This window comes from Spirosoma sp. 48-14 (assembly GCF_001898575.1).
In the GTDB taxonomy this organism is placed as follows: Bacteria; Bacteroidota; Bacteroidia; order Cytophagales; family Spirosomataceae; genus Spirosoma.
On record NZ_MKUD01000001.1, the window covers coordinates 662,986 to 684,455 of the forward strand.

At 48.2% G+C, this 21,470-nt stretch carries 21 protein-coding genes; 10 read left to right on the top strand and 11 right to left on the bottom strand.

Features of this window, described 5'->3' with window-relative positions:
• Window positions 1–32 precede the first annotated feature (32 nt).
• Together BGO59_RS02655 and BGO59_RS02660 are read left to right on the top strand one after the other, a co-directional pair.
• The gene (locus tag BGO59_RS02655; protein WP_293679989.1) at window positions 33–1,580 is read left to right on the top strand and encodes an ADP-ribosylglycohydrolase family protein; all 1,548 of its coding nucleotides are present in this window, start codon (window positions 33–35) and stop codon (window positions 1,578–1,580) included.
• 27 nt (window positions 1,581–1,607) lie between these two features.
• A complete protein-coding gene (locus tag BGO59_RS02660) occupies window positions 1,608–2,813 on the top strand; it encodes a hypothetical protein (RefSeq protein ID WP_293679991.1) in 1,206 nt (401 codons plus the stop codon).
• A gap of 48 nt (window positions 2,814–2,861) precedes the next feature.
• Here BGO59_RS02660 and BGO59_RS02665 read toward each other — a convergent pair whose 3' ends face one another.
• Complete coding sequence (locus tag BGO59_RS02665; RefSeq protein WP_293679994.1) at window positions 2,862–3,494, bottom strand: hypothetical protein; 633 nt, start codon at window positions 3,492–3,494, stop codon at window positions 2,862–2,864.
• A gap of 14 nt (window positions 3,495–3,508) precedes the next feature.
• Between BGO59_RS02665 and BGO59_RS02670 the strand changes: the two genes are divergently transcribed.
• Complete coding sequence (locus tag BGO59_RS02670; RefSeq protein ID WP_293679996.1) at window positions 3,509–3,643, top strand: hypothetical protein; 135 nt, start codon at window positions 3,509–3,511, stop codon at window positions 3,641–3,643.
• Between the two features lie 14 nt (window positions 3,644–3,657).
• On the opposite strand, the gene BGO59_RS02675 is transcribed toward BGO59_RS02670, so the two are convergent.
• The 3 genes from BGO59_RS02675 to BGO59_RS02685 form a co-directional block, all read right to left on the bottom strand.
• Entirely contained in the window at window positions 3,658–5,124 is a 1,467-nt protein-coding gene (locus tag BGO59_RS02675; RefSeq protein WP_293679998.1) for a sulfatase, read from the bottom strand.
• A gap of 128 nt (window positions 5,125–5,252) precedes the next feature.
• A complete protein-coding gene (locus BGO59_RS02680) occupies window positions 5,253–7,106 on the bottom strand; it encodes a PQQ-binding-like beta-propeller repeat protein (protein WP_293680000.1) in 1,854 nt (617 codons plus the stop codon).
• Window positions 7,107–7,355: 249 nt separating this feature from the next.
• Complete coding sequence (locus tag BGO59_RS02685; RefSeq protein WP_293680002.1) at window positions 7,356–8,348, bottom strand: GRP family sugar transporter; 993 nt, start codon at window positions 8,346–8,348, stop codon at window positions 7,356–7,358.
• Window positions 8,349–8,479: 131 nt separating this feature from the next.
• On the opposite strand from BGO59_RS02685, the gene BGO59_RS02690 reads away from it, so the two are divergent.
• The 4 genes from BGO59_RS02690 (at window position 8,480) to argH (ending at window position 12,458) form a co-directional block, all read left to right on the top strand.
• Window positions 8,480–8,923: a DMT family transporter gene (locus BGO59_RS02690; protein WP_293680005.1), complete on the top strand. Its 444-nt coding sequence runs from the start codon at window positions 8,480–8,482 to the stop codon at window positions 8,921–8,923.
• A 65-nt stretch (window positions 8,924–8,988) separates the two neighbouring features.
• Window positions 8,989–9,615 (top strand): hypothetical protein, encoded by a 627-nt coding sequence (locus BGO59_RS02695; RefSeq protein WP_293680007.1) that lies wholly within the window; start codon window positions 8,989–8,991, stop codon window positions 9,613–9,615.
• Window positions 9,616–9,696: 81 nt separating this feature from the next.
• Window positions 9,697–10,983: an MFS transporter gene (locus tag BGO59_RS02700; protein WP_293680009.1), complete on the top strand. Its 1,287-nt coding sequence runs from the start codon at window positions 9,697–9,699 to the stop codon at window positions 10,981–10,983.
• Window positions 10,984–11,123: 140 nt separating this feature from the next.
• A complete protein-coding gene (gene argH / locus BGO59_RS02705; protein WP_293680012.1) occupies window positions 11,124–12,458 on the top strand; it encodes an argininosuccinate lyase in 1,335 nt (444 codons plus the stop codon).
• A 154-nt stretch (window positions 12,459–12,612) separates the two neighbouring features.
• Here the strand turns inward: argH and BGO59_RS02710 are convergent, their stop codons facing one another.
• Both BGO59_RS02710 and BGO59_RS02715 read right to left on the bottom strand, forming a co-directional pair.
• Window positions 12,613–13,392: an ATP-binding protein gene (locus BGO59_RS02710; protein ID WP_293680259.1), complete on the bottom strand. Its 780-nt coding sequence runs from the start codon at window positions 13,390–13,392 to the stop codon at window positions 12,613–12,615.
• Window positions 13,393–13,971: 579 nt separating this feature from the next.
• Complete coding sequence (locus BGO59_RS02715) at window positions 13,972–15,222, bottom strand: MFS transporter (RefSeq protein ID WP_293680014.1); 1,251 nt, start codon at window positions 15,220–15,222, stop codon at window positions 13,972–13,974.
• A 67-nt stretch (window positions 15,223–15,289) separates the two neighbouring features.
• Here BGO59_RS02715 and BGO59_RS02720 point away from each other — a divergent pair, with 67 nt between their 5' ends.
• Window positions 15,290–15,946, top strand: coding sequence for a phosphoribosylanthranilate isomerase (locus BGO59_RS02720; protein ID WP_293680016.1), 657 nt, complete (start codon window positions 15,290–15,292; stop codon window positions 15,944–15,946).
• Between the two features lie 118 nt (window positions 15,947–16,064).
• Here BGO59_RS02720 and BGO59_RS02725 read toward each other — a convergent pair whose 3' ends face one another.
• Window positions 16,065–16,487, bottom strand: a complete 423-nt coding sequence (locus tag BGO59_RS02725; protein ID WP_293680018.1) for an Hsp20/alpha crystallin family protein — start codon at window positions 16,485–16,487, stop codon at window positions 16,065–16,067.
• Between the two features lie 337 nt (window positions 16,488–16,824).
• Between BGO59_RS02725 and BGO59_RS02730 the strand changes: the two genes are divergently transcribed.
• Entirely contained in the window at window positions 16,825–18,168 is a 1,344-nt protein-coding gene (locus BGO59_RS02730) for a tetratricopeptide repeat protein (protein ID WP_293680021.1), read from the top strand.
• A 75-nt stretch (window positions 18,169–18,243) separates the two neighbouring features.
• On the opposite strand, the gene BGO59_RS02735 is transcribed toward BGO59_RS02730, so the two are convergent.
• Window positions 18,244–18,834 (bottom strand): hypothetical protein, encoded by a 591-nt coding sequence (locus BGO59_RS02735; protein WP_293680023.1) that lies wholly within the window; start codon window positions 18,832–18,834, stop codon window positions 18,244–18,246.
• Window positions 18,835–18,948: 114 nt separating this feature from the next.
• Window positions 18,949–19,719, bottom strand: a complete 771-nt coding sequence (locus BGO59_RS02740) for an AMP nucleosidase (protein ID WP_020600589.1) — start codon at window positions 19,717–19,719, stop codon at window positions 18,949–18,951.
• A 109-nt stretch (window positions 19,720–19,828) separates the two neighbouring features.
• Between BGO59_RS02740 and BGO59_RS02745 the strand changes: the two genes are divergently transcribed.
• Window positions 19,829–20,272 carry a type I restriction enzyme HsdR N-terminal domain-containing protein gene (locus tag BGO59_RS02745; RefSeq protein WP_293680033.1) on the top strand — a complete coding sequence of 148 codons (444 nt, stop codon included), beginning with the start codon at window positions 19,829–19,831 and terminating at the stop codon, window positions 20,270–20,272.
• A gap of 81 nt (window positions 20,273–20,353) precedes the next feature.
• Here BGO59_RS02745 and BGO59_RS02750 read toward each other — a convergent pair whose 3' ends face one another.
• Both BGO59_RS02750 and BGO59_RS02755 read right to left on the bottom strand, forming a co-directional pair.
• Complete coding sequence (locus BGO59_RS02750; RefSeq protein WP_080058633.1) at window positions 20,354–20,923, bottom strand: YceI family protein; 570 nt, start codon at window positions 20,921–20,923, stop codon at window positions 20,354–20,356.
• A 62-nt stretch (window positions 20,924–20,985) separates the two neighbouring features.
• Window positions 20,986–21,441: a MarR family winged helix-turn-helix transcriptional regulator gene (locus BGO59_RS02755; RefSeq protein ID WP_293680040.1), complete on the bottom strand. Its 456-nt coding sequence runs from the start codon at window positions 21,439–21,441 to the stop codon at window positions 20,986–20,988.
• Window positions 21,442–21,470: the final 29 nt, after the last annotated feature.

The following is a 21,470-nucleotide window of genomic DNA, read 5'->3' on the forward strand; positions in this document are numbered from 1 at the left end:
CCCATTATTCATTACGTATTGCTGAGCCTTTTATGAAAACTGTTCTATTATCTCTTCTGGCCTTCCTGCCGACCTTCACCCCATCAACTCCTCTACCCAAAGCCGGAAAGGCAGCGACGGTAACCCTGACGAAAACCGCTCTTCAGAACAAGATAAAAGGCGGTTGGGCCGGGCAGGTTATCGGTTGCACGTTTGGTGGCCCTACCGAATTCCGGTTTACGGGTACCATGATCAACGACTACCAGCCCATTCCGTGGTATGATGGGTACATCAAAAAAACCATGATCGAAAATCCTGGCCTGTACGATGACCTCTACATGGACTTGACCTTTGTCGATGTTTTCGAGAAAAAGGGAATCGATGCCCCCGTTGCCGAGCACGCTAATGCCTACGCCCATGCCGATTATATGCTCTGGCACGCTAACCAGGCGGGTCGATACAATATCCTGAACGGCATGAAAGCTCCCGAATCGGGGCATTGGCTGAACAATCCACATGCCGATGACATTGATTTTCAGATTGAAGCGGATTTTTCGGGGCTGATGGCTCCGGGGATGCCAAACACAGCCGTTCAGATTGGCGATCCGATTGGTCATATCATGAACTACGGTGATGGCTGGTATGGTGGCGCTTACGTAGGCGCTATGTATGCCTTGGCGTTTGTTTCCAGTGATGTAAACTATGTGGTCAACGAGGGTCTGAAAGTAATTCCGGCCCAAAGCACGTTCCATCAGTGCATTTCCGACGTGATCAAATGGCATCAGCAGTTCCCCAACGACTGGAAACGGAATTGGTTCGAAATTCAGCGGAAATGGTCTGACGAGGTAGGCTGTCCGGATGGCGTGTTCCGTTCCTTCGACATCGACGCCAAAATCAACTCCGCTTATATTGTCCTGGGATTATTATACGGCAAAGGTGATTTCACGAAAACAATGGAAATTAGTACCCGTGCGGGACAGGATTCGGACTGTAACCCAGCTTCGGCAGGTGGTATTCTAGGGACGATACTCGGTTATGATAAGATTCCTGCCTACTGGAAACAAGGATTGAAAGAGGCCGAAGATATTGACTTCAAATACACAACTATGTCGCTGAACGATGTGTATGCCATGAGTTTGAAACATGCCTTGCAGGTTATCGAGCGAAACAGTGGCAAAGTAGCTGGCGATCAGATTACTATTGCCAGCCAAATCCCTAAAGCGGTTCGGCTGGAGCAATCGTTTCCGGGGCATTATCCAGTACAGGCAAAAGTTATCAACAAAGAGATTGGTAACGAATACAGTTTTGATTTTGATGGAATCGGTTTTGCTCTTCGAGGGGAGGCTAAACCCAAAGGCAAAAGCACCTGGGAGTCCACCAGCCGGTTTGTGTTCGATACTGAGCTGTACATTGATGGTCAGAAAGTAGAAACAGCGAAACTACCTACCGATTTCACCCATCGCCGACACGAGCTGTTCTGGAAGTACCAATTGCCCAAAGGAAAACATACCGTGCAGATTAAAGTCCTGAATCCGGATAAAGATCACCTCATCCATATGGGTGACCTGCTCGTTTACAGCGACAAATCGATTACTAACTAACGGTTTACGATTTTTCACCCTATACGTATGCCTGCATTCCGGTTTTGTCTGCTCCTGCTGTTTACCATACCGGCATTTGCTCAGAAACCCGTTCCGCCCGGATTACACCCTGATCCGGCTGGGGCCTTGCAGACGTATCGGGAGAGCTTGACACGGCTTCGGAAAGAGTATCCCAACCAGCATAAACTCCCAGATCTGAAGTTTTTTTTGTTTGGCATGGGCGATCGACTAAAGCTCATTTACCGTAACGGGCGATTATTGAACGCACTAACGGGCAATATAGAAGAGCAATGGCGCGTAAAGGAGGAGCTTATTGTGCCGTCCGAATACTTGGTTCAGCTAACCCTTCCCGATGAGCAGATCATTCAGATTCGGGAAGACGAAACGGGAGTTTGGCTTCTTCAATCGGGAAAACGGCCACGCCTGATCCCCGGCACGCGAAGCCCCGTAAGCTTACCCCGTTTTGCCTCGCATCCGTATGGCCCTATCTTACGCGTGCTGCACCAGGAAGTGCTGATCAACGTGGTTAACGGTCGGCCTCTGCCAAACTTTCTGGTTTATATCAAACCCTGGTATCGGGATGCCGCCATGATGGCCATGGTACTGAAAGCAACGGAAAATCTGCACCTGATCCGTGACTGGATCATGGCTATTCGCGATCCGTTTGATCAAAACAATCAGCGGGAAGTCGATAATCTGGGAGAGGTACTGTTCTTGGTATCGCTAGTCTCCGACAAGAGCCATCCAGTGGTACCAGTCGTGCTGGATTCAGCCAGGCGTTTTCAGAAAGGGGGCGGCATCCTTGGCAAAACCGACAACGTCGAACACCCTGTTTACCAGACTAAATGGCTCAAATACGGCCTAAAATCGCTTGCTGTTCCCGATCCGTATAGTATTCCCCGACAGTACGACAGCTATTCTTCAGTCTTCTGGCTCGACTATAAGCTGGAGTATGTCCCAGCCAGGTCTGCCGACGAAAAACAGCCCGATGACAATTTCGCCAATAATCCGTTTTTTGGCTGGGCCGAAGACCATTTTTATGGACAGAACGCCAATTCGGCAAAACGCGGGATGGTAGGTACAATTGATTACCCGCTCAGTTGGCAACAACGGGACATTGATGCCCATTACCCCGGTGAAACTGTACTCGACCGCGAACTGGTCAAACAGAAACTGGCGTTTCCCCATGCCTGGCACGCAGCCGAAATGTTTCTACTGTTGAAAGAGTTGTAGCAACGCGTACATCTTCCGTTATAGGTAAGATGTACGCGTTGCTACTTTTTATCGTCCACCAAAACGCAAACCAGCCTTGATGGTATAATAGGAATTGCTACCCGTGAGTGTAAGGCCTGTTGATGTGTTTCGGACACTGGTATCTCCAACAAAATCATAGGCTCCTTCCAGATGCGCAATACCAAATTTAACCCCTAAGCGAGCGATACCTCCCAGATTGATGGTGGTAGGCAGCGGATATGTAGCGATGGTAGTACCAATGGTATACGTAGGGTTACTGGATTGAACATAATACAACCCAATACCTGTCCCAATATACGGTTTCAGCGCTCCCGATACATTGAATGTGTAGTTGGCCGTGGCAACAAGCGACATAGTGAACTTGGCCAGCGCCGACTTGTAATAGGTTTTATCAATGTACTCAGGACGTTGAATAAATGCCTGCTCGATTCGGGCACCCAAATCCACGTTTTTGGCGATTTCATACTGTGGTTCAAGGCTATACACAAACCCGGCTTTACCAAGTGATTTATTCCCCGACAAATCGACAGGCGACGCGTAGCCTACTGAAGCAAGCACTTTAAACGGCCGGGCAGGTTTGGATGGCAACAATGCTGTTGCTGTTTGGGCATGAGTAGTGTAGGCAATCAGAAGAAGGACAAATATGAAAAGCTTACGCATAATAAATTGATTTAATGAAAGTCGAACGTGTCACAACGTTTGCCGATCAGCCCTGCAGGCAGTCGATTCCTGCTTTAGGCTGGCATTCGTTGCAAATCTATACAACCAAAGTCGCCTTTGCGTTGCAACCCGACATTAAAAAATGCTAATCTGAGCGTTTCAACTATTTATCCCAAAAAATGATACCCGTCCGAGTGATCCAGGCATGGGTTGTCGATTCATACCGATCAATCTGGTCACCACCTCCATTGAGTCGAGGATCATGTTCATCGTTCATCCAACGCTCCAAACGCTCTTGTAAATCTTTTTTTACGCTGGCAAGCTGAGCATCATTGGCCCGATTGTTCAGGTTATAAGGGTCGCCTTTGAGTACGTATAACTCTTCGGCAGGTCGCCTGGCAAAACCTAACGCAAACAGCGATTTTACGGCCGCATCGTTCCGGTGATCCATCATGTATACTTTTGTAGGCCCACCATCCACATCGCCAAATACGGAGGGCGTATTTGGAATGTTTTCGTCACCGGCTGGCATACGATTAGGCCGAAAATTGCGGATATACAGGTAATCGGCGGTTCGGATAGCTCGCATAGGATAACCCGCACCGGAGTCCATTTCGGCCCGACACAGGCAGTGCCGCTCACGCTCCAGAAATACTTCCGATCGGTGGGTAGTGGTTTGTCCAGTCAGCACCGGAACGAGGCTTTTCCCATCAACTTTAGGCCGTTCCTTCACGCCAACCCAATCCAGAAAAGTGGGCATCAGGTCGATTAGATTGACAAAAGAATCGTTTCGTTTGGGTTGCGTTTCATTGTCCGAAAACCGACTGATCAATAGCGGCACACGAGTACCGTAGTCGTACAGATTCGCCTTGGCGTGCGGAAAAGGCATCCCATTATCCGATGCCACTACAATAATGGTATTAGCCAGTTTACCCGATGTTTCCAGTTTCTTTAGCAGATCACCAATTTCCAGGTCGAGACGCTCCACTTCCGACAGATAATCGGCCACGTCACCTCTAACCTCCGGTACGTCGGGCAGGAACTTCGGCAAATGAATTTTCTGCGGGTCGATACCTGCTTTTTTCCCATTTCCCAAATCGAACGGGCGGTGAGGATCATTGGTCCCGAACCAGAAAAAGAACGGCTGATCCTTCGGCAGCTGATCGAGAAACGGGCCAAAGCCTAGCTTAGCCGAATCGCCCGCCGGATTCTGCCTGTAGCCCATCTTCAGAAAATCGCCTGGTGCCCATCCTTTCCGATCAAAGGCCACCGCATAACCCTCTTTTTTCAGGAGTTGCACATAGGTAGGAACGCTGTAGTCGAGCCGCCCACAAAGATTGACCCCTTCTCCCAGATTGTGTGGGTAACGACCCGTCAGCATGGCCGCCCGCGATGGCGTACAGGAAGGCGAGGCACAATACGCATTGGTGAAGACTGTTCCATGCTGAGCCAGCCTGTCGAGATTTGGCGTTTTGATCGTATGATCGCCATACATACCGGCATAGGGATAACTCCAGTCATCGGCCAGAATGAACAGGATGTTCGGGCGAGCTGGCTTATCTTCTTTGCAAGCCGATACACTTAGCACAATAAGTGCTAACCAACCGATCAGGTAATGGCATGTTTTCATAGAGGAACGGTAATTTCCCGAAAAATAATCGAAAACACGCTCTACTTTACGATATCGAACACAGATGAGTAGGATTCGTATGATCGATTAAGATTTGTGTCAATCACACGAATCCGCGTTCCATTCGATTACTTCGCTACGTCAAAAGCCAGCAGCACATTTCCGGGCATTTCGCCAAACTGCCCGTAACCCGAGTTAACAAACAGCATGCCATCCGCTACGACAGGTGCAGCTCCGTCAAGCGATCCGCCTTTGCCATCTACACCGTTCACGGTCTGGTAGCTATGAGCGGTATCATAATCCCACAAAATCTTCCCATCGACGGTTGAATAGGCCCGAATATGCCCATCCAATGCGCCAGCAAATACAACGCCCGGAATAACCGTAGGGGCAGCCGAGTTCGCTTCAAGGCAACCCGCTTTGCCGTCGCACGATGGCGCGGCTGCTTTCCAGACTATGTTACCTTTCGCAACATCGAGGGCAAAGATGCCAGGCTCGGGTTTCACCAACGAATCAACTTTAGGATTGATCCCGTATTTATTATCGGCATTAGCAGCATACACCAAGTTACCATCGGTCGCCATGCCCCAGTGGATACCGCCCAGCGCCCCTCCCCGACCGATGCGGGTTTGCCAGACCACCTTACCCGTTTCGGGTGACAGACCGTATACAAACCCCGCTTTTTGCCCAACCACCAGCAGATCATTGCCCGACGGTTGTTTGACCAGAATGGGTGCCATACCAAAATCAAAGTCGGGACCAATCTTTTCAGGACAGTTCGGATTTCCCGGACAAGCCAGATTCCAGGTATCACCCTGCGTCGCCTGAAATGTCCAGACCAATTTTCCGGTTTTCAGATTCAGCGCCTGAATGGCGTCGCTGGTTGTAGTAGCGGGGGCCGTATAGTTCTCGCCAGTCCCGAAATAGAGCAATCCTCGTTTGGCATCAACTGTCGGGCTACACCAGACAATAGCCCCCGACGGGCCATAAAAGGGTGCTCCGTTCTTCTTTTTCCCAACTTCCTTCGCCGGTTCGTTAATGACCCGGTGTCGCCAGACAATCTTTCCCAAACGGGCATCCATCGCGACGATTTCACCCGACGATGAACAACAGGGATACGTAGGATCTAATACCGAAGCCACTTCAATAGAGGTGATGGGCACATAAACCAAGTTATCATACACAGCCACGGAGCCCGTATTTCCCGATTGTGGATGTTCGCCAGCTTTACTTTCCCAAATTAGTTTGCCAGTTTTCACATCAAGCGCATAAACATTGGTATTGTTATCGCAGAAAAAGGCCTGTATGTTTTTCCCGGTTTGTATGACCGCAATTGCACCCCGAACCGCGCTTTTCGCCAAGAATCGCCAACCGATTTTACCTGTCTGTTTGTTCAGACAATATACTTCACCAAACTGACTGCCAATAATCAGCCAATCGCCCACGATAGCGGGTTTGCTGCGCACCTGATTAGCTTCGGGGAAGGCAAACGCCCATTTGAGTTTCAACTGACCGACACTCGTTGCCGACAGACCAGCCTGTTCGGCTGAGCGGTATCCGGTTCCCTCCAGATTCCCTCCCCAACCCGAGTGGCGGACTAACCCTTTCGCATTGGCAGGTACTGAAAACGATGTGTAGGCTTCCTGCGGCATGGCCGTTTCCTTAATAGCTTTACCCGTAAGCCAATGCGCTACGGCTTTCCGCTGCTCGTCGGTGAGGTCTTTAGCCTGTACCCGCATTTTACCCGTTTCCAAAGCCGCGACTATAGCTCGTGGCGGCATTTGCGCCAGTACCAGATAGCCCGGTGCCCCTACACCTGCGTCGGCCTTATGACAGTTGTTGCAGGTAGCCATGTACACTTTTTGCCCTTCGGCAAGAATCGTAGGGAGGGGTTTCTGGCTGTAAACCGGCGAAAAAATAAGAAGAAACGATACCAGGGCTACGGTATTCGGTAGCCAACCAGTCTGATTGAACGTTTTCATCGGGCAAGGTTAGTTTAGTTCGTTACGAAGGCGATTTTGCCAACGAACTCAAATAGGCCATCAGCCTAATAGAATCAAAATTAGGCCGTTGCTGACAGTCCCATCAATTTTTATGATGAATCACCACACTACAGGTGTGAAGGCCATATTATGCAGGATGAACTTCAGTAAACACCGCCAGTACGCGAAGGCGCAAAGAATTATAAAGACTAGCCTTTGCGCCTTCGCGTCCTCGCGGTTCAGTTTAATCTACTTCGCCGAGATGATCAGAGCCAGCCCTAACACATAGCATAACCCCATCAGCATCAGGTATCGATTGGACGTTGACGGAGCACCCCGAAATTCATGCCAGATAAATACGCCCCAGAGTACGGCAATAATTGTAGCGCCCTGCCCTAGCCCGTAGCTGATCGCATACCCGGCGGCACCCGAAGCCAGCAAACTCGACGCCATACCCAGGCACCAGACCATCCCCCCCAGAATCCCAATCTGATGATTCCGACGACTTACATCGCTGTACAGTATCTCCCCGTCGGCCGGTTTACTGGCAAATCGACGCAGGACGGGCAGAAAAATGGGCGTGCTGATAACAACCCCAACGGCAAATAGCACCAAAGCGGTGTAGGGCGTGAGCAAGCCCGGCGAGGGGTTAACAAAGTCGGCGGTCATGGATTTAACCACGAAATAGAAAAAGAAACTCATCAAAAACCCACCAGCCAGCGAGCTAATCAACCCCTGTGTGCTAACCGATGCATCGGTACGGCTCTTCGATCGGTACGCCAGCGCACTGAACACAACAGCCAGAAAAATTGAAAAAACCCCACCTGACAATAGCCCGACATGACCCACTGGCGATTGAATGTAATTGACCACTACACCCAGAATAAGCGCCAGGCCAATACCAACCGGCATAGCGACCGACAAACCGGCCAGCTCAATACCAACCACAATCAGGATATTGGCAATATTAAACACGAACCCACCGATCAGCGCATAAACCAGGTTTTGCGTATCGCCCTGTTTCAGATCAGTAGTAAATGACCGCCCTGCTTCACCAAAACTGCCAAAGGTAAAAGCCAACAGCAGACTTAGCAGTAAAATACCGTAGGTATAGTCGCGGTAGAAGATGGTGGTAGGAACGGACTGGGTGGTAAGCTTCTGTGTATTAGCCCAGGACCCCCAGCAAAGCATTGTTACGAAGCAGACGACAACAGCTAATGGGTAATGAGTAATGATGAACATTGAGCGAAGGCTGTTTAGGTAAGGAATGGTGAAGCAAGCTACAAAAGATACCATTCACTTCAAAACGTTCACTCCAACGAAAAAACATGTAACCATTAACGTGACGGACGCCCTTTGGCTACCTTTGTATCATGAATTACATCTATCTGATTTTTGCGTTTATTGTTGGCCTGGCCATCACGGTTCAGGCAGGGGTTAATGCGAACTTACGGCAGGCGATGGCCAATCCAATTCTGGCGGCAGTCATCTCATTTGGTTCAGGGCTTATTGCTCTGGTATTGATGTTTTTGTCAACGGGTGGCGTTGTTCCTCCCCTCGATACCATCCGACAGGTTAGCTGGTGGAAATGGACAGGGGGCATTATGGGAGCCATCTACATGATCACCGTTATTGTTAGTGTACAAAAAATTGGAACAGCCAACATGGTGAGCCTGAGTGTGGCCGGTCAGCTAACAGCCGCCATCATTCTCGACCACTATGGCCTGATGGGGTTCGCTCACCATCCGGCTAATGTCTGGCGGCTACTCGGCATTATCCTGATCGTAGGCGGAGTATTGCTGGTTGTAAAAAACTAAGTCTGACGTTTGCAGTTTACAGTATGCACCGACCCACCACATGGTATGAACTGTAACCTAAAGCCATGATCAACTACCGCTTCTACCCGTCGTTACTGAATGTGTTTTCCCGCTACATGCGCGGTGGAAATCTATCGGCCCAGGAATTGATCGATGCCATCAATCGGGTACCGACACCAACCACAGCCGCTCAGGAACGGGGTATTTCGTTTGAAGAAGCGGTCGTAAAAGGTACCGACGAAGACCGATTCGACCCGGAGCTTCTCAAAAAAGTTCGTAAGCTGCTCCCCCGCCCGATTGTCGATACGCAGGTGTATTGCCAGTGGCAGATCGAAGATGTGCTGTTTTATGGTTATGTCGATCTGATTGGCAAATTCAAAGCAGTCGATCTGAAAACAACAGCTTCGTATCAGCCGGGGCGGTATGTACATAACCACCAGAATTTATACCTCCACGCCCTCAAAGGCAAGGGCATTAAATTGATGGAGTATGTGATTGTAGCTTTTGAATCTGATGGCCAAACGGAGGTGCATGTGGAAAGCTATGCGTTAACGCATCCGATAGAGAAGCAATTGGAAGAGATTCGGCTATTTAAGGCTTTTCTGGAAGAACACCGTCCGTTAATCACCGATCCAAAGGTATTTGTCGCCCCCGGCGAAGAGCCCAGTGCCCGACGGAGACCGCATTCGTGAAGCAACCATTTTTGTAAACTTATTCTTTCACTACCGCAATAAGAAGCATCCGCTGCTTACGATTCGTTGTAACTTGCAGGCATGCTTCAGCGGACACTTCATCTGTATCAACGCGCCTATCAGGGCCTATCGCCATCAGTTTGGCTACTGGCCATAGTGATGCTGATCAACCGTTGTGGTACGATGGTGCTGCCCTTCATGACCCTTTACCTGACCCAGCATTTGCATTACTCCGTCACCGACGCGGGTATCATTATGGCTTTGTTTGGCGCAGGAGCTTTTATCGGTACGTTCATCGGTGGGCGGCTGACGGATCGATTTGGGTTTTATTACATTCAGCTTTTCAGCCTCATGTTCGGAGGTTTTGCGCTCATCGGTCTTCAGTTCGTCACTAATTTTTACCTGCTCTGCGGGAGCATCTTTACGTTTACCCTATTCGGCGATTCGTTCCGACCCGCTAATCAGGCGGCTATTGCGCATTACTCCGATCCAGAAACCCGAACGCGAGCCTTTTCACTGAATCGTCTGGCCATCAATCTCGGCTGGGCGGTTGGAGGTGCGTTGGGCGGTTGGCTGGCAAGTATCGATTATAGCCTACTGTTTTGGGTGGATGGACTTACTTGCCTGGTGGCCAGTATCGTACTCTGGATTTCTTTACCCGTTCCGAGCCGCCCGAAAGCGAAGGTAATGCAATCAATAACGTCCGACTTATCGGACCCAGTAGCCACGAGCCAAAGTCCTTATCAGGATACGCTGTTCATCGGTTTTGTAGTCTGCTCGGCTTTGTATCTGATGGTATTCATGCAGTTGTTTTCAATCGTACCTCTGTTCTTCAAAGAAGTTCTCGGCCTGAACGAACAATTGATTGGCAGGCTGATGGCCCTGAACGGTATTCTGATTGTGCTATTCGAAATGGCCCTGGTGTATAGCCTGGAGCAGCAGAAACGCCCTAAAACCACGCTAATTATTGTGGGAAGTCTCCTAACCGCCCTGGCCTATCTTGCGCTGGCTCTACCAATAAATACGTTTCTATCGGGAATACATATTGCTTTGCTTTTTATTCTGTTTGCCACGCTGGGCGAAATGCTGTCTATCCCATTTCTTCAATCGTTCACCGTAGAACGGTCAAATCCGGCAACGCGCGGCCAATACCTGGCACTATATGGCATGGGAGCTTCCTTTGCCCAGACAACCGCGCCGATTTTTGGCTCCTTTCTGGTTGCGCAGGCTGGCTTTTCAGTACATTGGCCAATTGCCGCTAGCCTTATTCTGGCGTCGTCCTGTGGCTTTTTGTGGCTGGGGAAGGTGTTAAAACAGAAAGAAGCACGGGAACTTTCGATGGAGCAAAGCTCTGAATCATCTTCTTAGAATTGCCCTCCCAACTTTCTTTACGACCTTTGCCCCAATTTAAGGAGTGAAAGAGCGAATGACCGGACTGTCGAACCAGTGAATGAGTGACATCCGGAACAATCGCTCTTTCACTCATTCACTCTTTCGCTCTTTAAACTTTGAAACTCTGGCAAAAAGAAGGCGTTACCACTGCCGAACAAATAGAACGCTTCACCGTCGGTCGCGACCGTGAAATGGACCTGTATCTGGCCCCTTTCGATGTATTGGGCAACCTCGCCCATGCGCAGATGCTCGAAACCATCAATCTGCTTACTCCAGAGGAGTTAACACAGCTAAAGACCGAGTTAAAAGCTATTTACGGTCAAATTGAAGCCGGGCAGTTCGTTATTGAAGACGGTATCGAAGATGTCCATTCGCAGGTCGAGTTAATACTGACCCGCGTGCTGGGCGATGTGGGCAAAAAAATTCACTCGGGACGCTCCCGAAACGATCAGGTACTCGTCGATCTGAAGCTCTTCACCCGCGACCGGCTCTGGCAGGTAGCTCAAGCTGTTCAACGCGTATTCGACCGACTCATTAGCCGTTCCGAACAGCACAAAGACGACCTATTACCTGGGTACACACATCTTCAGATCGCCATGCCTTCGTCGTTTGGGCTTTGGTTTGGCGCCTACGCCGAGGCCCTCTCCGACGATATGCTGACGCTGCAAACCGCCTATCGACTTGCCAATCGGAATCCACTGGGGTCAGGGGCAGGATACGGCTCATCATTTCCCCTCAATCGGACGCTCACGACCGAGCTATTGGGCTTCGAAGGCATGCACGTCAACGTAGTGTACGCACAGATGAGCCGGGGAAAAACCGAACAAACGGCACTCACGGCATTGGCAGCTATAGCAGCTACCCTCTCGCGGATGGCCATGGATATTTGCCTGTATAACAGCCAGAATTTCGGTTTCCTGGTTCTGCCGGATGCGCTTACGACGGGGTCAAGCATTATGCCACACAAGAAAAACCCTGATGTGGCTGAATTACTACGGGCCAAGACGAATCGGATGAAGGCTTTACCGATGGAAGTAACGCTGGTTATGAGCAATTTACCATCGGGCTATCACCGTGATATGCAACTGCTGAAAGAAATTCTGATGCCTGCGTTCGACGAGATTCTGGACTGCCTCGACATCACCGATTTCATGCTCGAACACCTACAGGTAAAACCCAATTTGCTCGACGACCCAAAGTACGATCTGCTGTTCAGTGTAGAGCGGGTAAATGAGCTAGTCTTACAGGGCGTACCCTTCCGCGAAGCCTACCGAACGGTCGGGAAGGAAATTGCCGAGCATACCTATGTTCCACCCCGCGTGCTTCATCATACCCACGAAGGCAGCATTGGCAACCTGGGGAACGATCTTATTGTTAACCAGATGAAACAGACCCTGGATGGCTTTGGCGCTGGGAACGTACAGGAAGCCATAACGCGGTTACTTTCTTAAAAAAGCGTTATCTAGACCTGTAATGGAAGGCTGTATCCTCAATATTAAAACATTACTGGACGAAGAAGGCATCGATTATTAGCTCCGTTATGCAAGTAAATACAGTCGATGAACAGCTACGACTATACTTACTTGCATAACGACACCGTTCCAGTTATTCCACTCGGTACGCCACCAGGCTATTCTTGTAAAACGTCGGAACAATCAGCAGTTTTTTCTTCGATACGTAGTCGATATCAGCCGAGTTGATCTTATTGCTGCGGGTATCCAGCAACTGCTCTTTGGTACCGTCGGCGTTTACATGGAAAATCTGACCATTCCAGTCCGATACAAAAAAGGAACCTTTTCCTTCCGACACAATGCCATCAGTGGCAGCCATGCCATCCGCTACTTTCGTTATCGTTTTCGTTTCGACATCCACCACCTGCAACGCACCGATTTTCGTACTGCCGATCATCAGCTTGTTTTTGCCAACGGCTAGTAAACCATTCGGTTTGTTCAACTGCTCGCCCTCCATCCAGACCTCCAGCTTATCGTCTTTGAGCCGGTAAATCTTGTCGTTGCGATTGTCTGAAACATACACGATACCATCACTGGTTACGGTTACGTCGTTCAGGAAAGCATCTTTACCGACACCATCCCATGTTTTTTCGGCCTGACCATTTTCAGTATTGATGCAAACTAATCGGTACATGTCGGTCACGTACAACCGCTTTTTATAGATGCCCATCCCTTTCGGTGCATTTAGTCCCGATGTCCAGCGCAGGTTTTCAATCTTGCCGTCGAGCGACACTTTTGAAATGAACCCACTGCCATCCAGCCCGTCGGGCTTACCGTCAATATTACTGACATAAATTGTGTTCTTACCGTCGTAAAGCACTGATTCAGGAATACGCAAAGTCGTATCCGTCTCCCATACTTTCACCAGTTTCATCGGTTTGGGAGCAGGCAATGGGGGCGACAGCGCCAGTAGCACAGCGCTACCAACAAAGACTCCGAACAGCGTAAGCGCTTGTTTCATAAGCTAATGGAGATTCAGAATTAAAAAACACTAAAAAAAATTGTTGTAACATATTGGGTCAACAATTACCCTACAAACCACATGTACAACATATAATATAATTTTTCCAACGTCCTGTTCAACAGGTGTGTATACGTAGAAAACAATCTAAAATTACATCCTGTTTATCATCACGCGCACTAAAAATACAGGTCAATGGAAAACAAACGGTCCTTCGCTTCGCAGGTACAGACACCAATCGGGCAACTCAAGGATAGCATCCGTGACATGATACGGCTGCAACGTGAATACCATCTCTCAGACGAACTCTTCTGGGAAATTTTCAACTCACGTGTACTGCTTAACGAGCAGATAGACGTCAATTCCTTTCTCCGCGATCTTTCTACCCCGATCGCTCAAAATTAACTCCATTTTGAACTTCCCGAAACAAACCAGCCGAGCCGCATCGACTCAGAGGGTACCTTGTTTCGGGAAGTTTATTGTACCCCTTTCTCAGTTTAATCGCACGGCAAATAACTCCTTCGATCGGGCATACACATAAGTGACTACCACAAGGGTCACAACGCCCCCCAATGCTACTGATGGTACTGTTCCCAATAGCCGCGCCAGTAATCCCGATTCAAATGCACCGATTTCGTTTGACGAACTGACGAAGATGCCATTGACTGCGGCCACTCGTCCACGCATGTGATCGGGTGGAAAAATCTGTAGGATCGTTTGCCGGATCACAACACTTACACTGTCAAAAGCACCCGTCAGCGCCAACATAATGAGCGACAGGTAAAAATTAGTTGAGAAGGCAAATACGATGGTCGCCACACCAAAGCCTAACACGGCCAGCAACATATTTCGCCAGGCATTCTGCGTAGGCGGAAAGCGAGTCATAAACGCCATCGTCAGCAGGGCACCAACCGATGGAGCCGCTCGCAGAAAACCGAGCCCTTCGGCCCCTACATGCAAAATATCTTCGGCAAAAACGGGCAAAATAGCGACGACGCCACCAAACAGGACAGAAAACAGGTCAAGCGAAATGGCATAGAGTACGATCTGGGTTTTGAAGACAAACCGAAATCCTTCTTTCAAACTTTCCCGAAGTCCCAACATCGGTTCGTTGCTTACCGGAACAGGCTTCCGTTTGATCAGAGAAAGCAACAGAAAGCAGAAAACAAACAAGACAATGATTACAATCAGGGTATTATCGAAGCCGAACCAGTTGTAGAAAAAACCGGCCAGACCCGGCCCTACAATAGCCCCCGCCTGCCAGAACGAACTATACCAGGTAGCAGAATTGGCGTATAATTCACGCGGTACCAGAAAAGGTTTTAGCGATGAACTGGCCGGAGAATAAAACCCCTTCGCGGTACCAATCAGCATTAGTACCCCATAAATAGTAGCCAATCGGGCTGTTGTTGATAGCTTGGCAACGACAGATGGCTGAAAAACGAAATATAGAATAACAGAACCCAGGATTATGACCAATAAACTCCATTGCAGAATCCTTTTTTTATCACGCCGGTCGGCCAGGTGCCCCCCAAAGAGCGACAAAATAATGAACGGTATGGCTTCAGCCAGTCCGACCAACCCAAGCATAAGCGGATCGTGGGTGATCTTATACAGCTCATACCCCAGAATCACTTCCTGAATCAGCAACGTGACCGTAATCAGAAAACTGTTCATCACGAAGTAGCGAAATTCGGCAATTCGGAGCGAGGCAAATGTGTCGTTAGGAGAGTGTTGCACCATACTATGGACGGCGAATCGTATGTTTGTCGCCTGATCTTTAGCTTGTCAACCTAAAATAGTAGAATCTGTGTTCCGTACGCGCGTAAAAATTTGCTGCATCAGCAGTCTAGACGAAGCACGACTCGCCATCTGGTTCGGTGCTGACGCACTCGGATTAGTCGGTCAAATGCCTAGTGGCCCCGGTGTAGTACTGGACGAACTGGCCGCCGAAATTGTCCGGGCAGTGCCTCCGCCTATAACCACATTTATGCTAACGAGCGAAACCGCTGTGGATGCCATTATCGCTCATCAGCATCGGGTTAAAGCCAATACGATCCAGCTTGTCGATGCCGTACCGGCCGACACCTATACTCAACTTCACGCGGCACTACCATCGGTTAACGTCGTTCAGGTAATCCATGTGATCGATGAGCAAAATCTGGACGAAGCTTTACAAGCTGTTGACAATGGAGCCGACGCCCTCCTGCTCGACTCGGGCAATCCAAATCTGGCCATTAAGGAATTGGGCGGAACAGGCCGGGTGCATAACTGGCTGGTAAGCCGAAAAATTGTCGAGCAATCGCGGATACCTGTCTTTCTGGCGGGAGGGTTGCACGCCGGTAATGTTCAGCAGGCTCTTGATACTGTCCAGCCATTTGGCCTTGACATCTGTAGTGGTGTTCGAACCAGCGGCCAACTGGACGAACAGAAACTTGACACATTTTTGCGTCAAGTGTGGCGGTAAATTTTTGTGTCCTTACACCCCTATCCAAAACTAAAAAGGCCCACACCAATTGGCGTAGGCCTTTCCTATTGAATTACAGTACAATCACTTATTTGTACACCTCGCTATCGACCTTCGCTTAGGCAATAGCAATCTCCTTTACCTGCTTCTCTTCTTTCACCTCAATTTTGGGCAATTCAACCGTCAGAATCCCATCGGTATAAGCGGCCTTGATAGCATCAGCATTTACCGTTTTAGGCAGGCGGAAACTCCTTTCGAAGGACGTAAATCCGAACTCCTGACGAGTGAATTTTTCTGTATTTTCTTCGCTTTTCACTTCCGACTGATAACCAATCGTCAGTTTATTAGCCTCTACATTTATTTTCAAATCTTCTTTCTTCAGACCAGGAGCAGCTAGCTCCAGAACAAATTCGGTTTCGGTTTCTTTCACATTAACAGCTGGTACATTAGGTGTGGTATTGTGAAACCGATTGATGACCGGACGGTTGTAAAATGGGTTGAAGAATGTAGGAAAGTTGTTATATCGAACTAAGGTTGCCATTGTCTTATTTGGTTTTATTTGGGGTTTCAAGATCAAATACATTCACGTTATGTCAAATGATGTACCAAAGCCCAACAACCAACCAATAACTGACATTATGACCGAAAAAGACAGCTTCCTCTTCCAAAATAAGACATAATGTCATTTTTCAATCCATTTATTATATACACTACGTGCCAATTTGTGCTTACAACCTCTTTTAGCCAGCTAAGTCGATCAGCAACAGGACCATTCCCTTACTTTTAATAACAATCCTACTTGGCTAAGCAGCGAGAATCGGCTAATTTTAGCCGCTCATTGCGAGACTGACTTACCTAAAACTTTATATCTACTTTATATGAAGCGACATTTACTGCCGCTGGTTACCTGTGCATTTTGCGCCAGTTTAACTTTTTCTGCCACTGCCCAGCAAACCGCCGTCGACTACTTTGAAAGTGGCATTACCAAGAGCAAAGCCAATGATTTTACGGGGGCTCTACAAGCCTTTAGTATGGCTATTACCATGAACCCCGAAAACTCGGCCAGCTATTACAACCGGGGACTTGCTAAAGCGAACCTGAAAGATCACCGGGGAGCCATACTAGATTATGACCGTGCCATCGAACTCAATGGGAAAGACGCTCTGGCTTACCTAAGCCGTGGAGTCAGTAAAAGCCGACAGGACGACCATCGGGGCGCCTTACTTGACTTTAGCCGCTCCATCGAATTGAATCCCGATGATCCACAAGCCTATTATAACAGAGGTCTAAGTCGTAGCCGGATTGAACAGTATCGGGGAGCACTGGCCGATTTCAACAAAACGATTGAACTTGACCCTGGCAATGCACAGGCGTATTATGTACGCGGCATAACAAAGCAAAAGTTGGAAGATTTTGCCGGCAGCTTACCTGACTTTACAAAAGTAATCGATCTAACACCGAAACGGGCGCAAGCCTATGCAGGCCGGGGTATTTCCAAAACGGAACTAAATGACTTTACCGGGGCCGTAACCGATCTGAACAAAGCCATCGAGCTTAGCCCGGAAGATGGAGAATCCTATTTTTATCGGGGTTATGCAAAAGGCAAACTAGAGGATTACAAAGGCGCATTACCGGATTATGACAAAGCAATAGGGCTCAAAGCCGACAACTACCGGGCCTATTACGGACGAGGTTTTTGCAAAAGCAAACTAGGCGATCAGAAAGGTGCTGTTCTGGACTTCAACCAGGCCATTGAGATGAATAACGTCAACGCTACTGATGCTAAACTAGTTTACAGTGGTCGTATCAACCGCGCTACGCTGGATAAGCTGCGGGATGTTGTCCAGGAACGGAATAAGATTAATGAGCTGGGAACCGAACGGGCTGAAGCCTATTTTAGCCGGGGTATCAGCAAGAATAAGCAGGGGGATCAAAAATCGGCCATTATCGACCTGAATAAAGCCATTGAACTTAGCCCTACTTACGCCGAAGCGTATTTTAGCCGGGGTCTGATCAAGTCGGCGCAGGGCGACCAACGGGCCGCTATTATGGATTGCAACAGTGCTATCAAGTTGAATCCCCGATACGCTGAGGTGTATTACATCCGGGGCATTATCAAACATAGCCTGGGTGATGAAAATGGCGGTTGTCTGGATCTCTCTAAAGCAGGTGAATTAGGATACAACCCCTCCTACAAAGTTATCAGCGACTATTGCAATTAGGAAGATACACAATGAGTAAGGGGCGACAGAATAATAACTAAATTCTGCTGCCCCTTACCATTGTATGCTGTAAACTTATTTTAATCGCTCCTGAATCAGTGTGACAAGCTGATCAAACCGCTGATTCATTTCCTGCCGTAGACTCCCAATTTCGTGGTCAATTTTTTGATTAACTTCATCGAATCGCAGGTCTACACCAACGAATTTTTGACTGACTTCATCAAATCGTTGATCGACATCAGCAAACTTCTGATTAACACCTGCAAAGTTCTGATTGACTTCATCAAACTTCTGATTGACTTCATCAAATCTCTGATCGACACCAGCAAAGTTTTGATTGACTTCGTCAAATTGCTGGTCAACTCCGTCGAATCGCAGGTTAACCTCATCAAATTTCAGGTCTACCCGGTCAAATTTCTGATCAATCGCAATAAATCCCATCTGCATTTCCTGCCGAAGTTCATTGATCTGCTGTTGTTGCTGATCAAATTGTAACCCCATTTGAACTGTCAGATTGGCAAGTCCTTTAGCAGTCGTATCAGCCTTTTGATCTGCATGGGTGGCAATTTCCAGAATTTGCCCCTGGCCTTCAATAAGCCGATCAATTTTTTGAAGCGATTCAGCCATTAATGGCTCAAGCTGGTCAAGTCGTTGGTTAGGTGTCATGATGTAAAGATAGAAAATCACTTAATCAACGCAAGTTACTTTGTAAGTAAAAAATCAAAAAATACATACAAATAGCTACCCGACTTTTACTAACTCATGTAAACCGATTGATAGCTACTCGAATCGTAAGTGTTTTACTGAATCGCCAGATGATTCAAGCTCGACCAGTGCGTCGATACCGATTTCCAGATGGACATTCACAAACTGACTGGTCACGCGTTTGTCGCTTTCTTCCGTTTTTACGCCTTCGGGAACCAACGGATTATCAGAAACCAGCAATAAGGCTCCGTGCGGAATGGAATTAACAAAGCCAACCGTGAAAATCGTTGCCGTTTCCATATCGATAGCCATCGTTCGGATTTCGCGCAGGTAATCCTTAAACTGCTCATCATGTTCCCAGATACGCCGATTTGTGGTGTATACAGTGCCCGTCCAGTAATCCAGTTCGTATTTCTTAATCGTTGACGAAACGGCTCGTTGTAGTCGGAACGAAGGAAGGGCCGGAATCTCAGGCCGCATGTAGTCGTTACTGGTACCATCCCCCCGAATAGCCGCAATGGGTAAAATCAAATCCCCTATCTGTGTTTTTTTCAAGCCTCCACACTTACCCAGAAACAGGACCGCTTTTGGATTTACAGCCGACAGCAAATCCATCACCGTAGCAGCCATGGCGCTACCCATACCAAAATTGATAATCGTGATATTATTGGCCGTTGCCGTTTGCATAGCTCGACCAATACCAAAAATTTCAACGTCGAATTTCTTCGCAAATAGCTCAACGTAATTGATAAAATTGGTCAGCAAAATATATTCACCGAACTGTTCGATGGGGGTTCCGGTATAACGAGGAAGCCAGTTCTGAACGATTTCTTCTTTTGTTTTCATTGATAAAGGGCGAAAGAGTGAGTGGTCGGGCAGCGTACAAGCGAAAGGAATGGTAAAAAGAATCACTCTTTCGCTCATTCACTCTTTCGCTCTTTCGTAACTTCGTGGTATGGTCCCATTGAACCTGCCAGCCTTTGATTGCAAAACTAAGCAAGTCGAAGGAAAACCGTATATTTTTGACTTGATCCGCCGAAAGTATGTGCGTCTATCGCCCGAAGAGTGGGTTCGTCAGCACGTCATCAATCTGCTGTTAACGCATTATGCCTATCCCAAAGCACTGATCAAAACCGAGGGTGGGCTAACCCTCAACCAGACTCAGAAACGAACTGATATTGTTGTTTTTAACCGGGAAGGCAACCCATTTTTACTGGTTGAGTGTAAAGCGCCCCATATTACATTGACGCAAACCGTTTTCGATCAGATAGCCCGTTATAATCACGTCCATCGGGCACCGTACCTTGTTGTTTCGAATGGACTGATGCATTACTGCTGCTCCGTCAACCACACTACTGCCGAGATTGCCTTTCTGGATGACTTCCCGGCATTTGTTTAGCCATTTCTAACCAATTGCCAAACAAAAATCCCCGTCACCAGATAGGTAACGGGGATTTGTAGAATCCACTATCGCGTACAATTATTGTTGCTTCACCAGCTCGCCCGTTGCCCGGATAGCAATTTCGTCACTAACAACGGCCGTAGGCGCAGTACCCAGCGAGAAATCAGCCCGTTTTACTTCGCCTGTCACTTTAAAACCAGCCTTGGTTTGCTTGTTCTGCGGGTTTGTAACCGGACCATTGATAACGGCATCCAGCGTTACAGGCTTGGTAACACCGTGCATGGTCAGGTCGCCCACCAGTTTGTACTTGTTGCCCGATACTTTGCTGATCGACTTGCTCTTGAACGATAGGGTCGGATATTTAGCAGCATCGAAGAAATCAGGGCTTTTCAGGTGCGTATCCCGACGATCCTGGTTCGTGTTCACGCTGTTTACATCAGCAGTCAGGTCGATTTGCGCGTCTGAGAAATCATCTTTCGATGAATTCATTTTAACGTCGAAGTTGGTGAATTTACCGTCTACTTCGGCCAGCATCATGTGTGTTACGGTGAAGCCCAGGTTTGAGTGAGCTTTGTCGAGCCCCCAGTTTTGAGCGAAAGCGCTCACAGAAGACAATAAGAGAGCTGCAAAAAAAGTTGCCTTTTTCATTGGTTGTAAATGGATGATTAAAAATTGAAAAAAATAAAAAGTAAAGTAGACAAGTGAATTCGTTAGCCGCGAAGCTTATCTAACAACTGGCTTAGGTATACGGCCTCATCTTCAGTGAGTTTGCAACGCTGATGCTGATCCCACTCATTTTGATGTGTATCCAATTGTTTGAGCAACTCAAGCCCTTTTTCAGTAATGACGACATCAACTGCCCGTCGGTCACTGGGGCACTCCGTGCGTAAGACTAATTTTTTAGCAACCAGCTTATCGACCAGCCGGGATGCATTCGACATTTTATCGAGCATACGCTCAGTAATGTCACTCACTTTCACGGGCGAAGGATATTGTCCGCGTAAGATGCGCAACACATTATATTGCTGCAAGGTTAGCCCCGATGGCTTTAGCAATTGGGTCTGAGCCGCTGTTACCCAGTTGCTTGTATAGAACAAGTTCACCATAACCCGATGATAGGGGGTTTTAAATGGTGTTGTTTGCTTGATGTCAGTTTCGATGGACATACCACAAAGATAAAGTATTTGTATTTAAT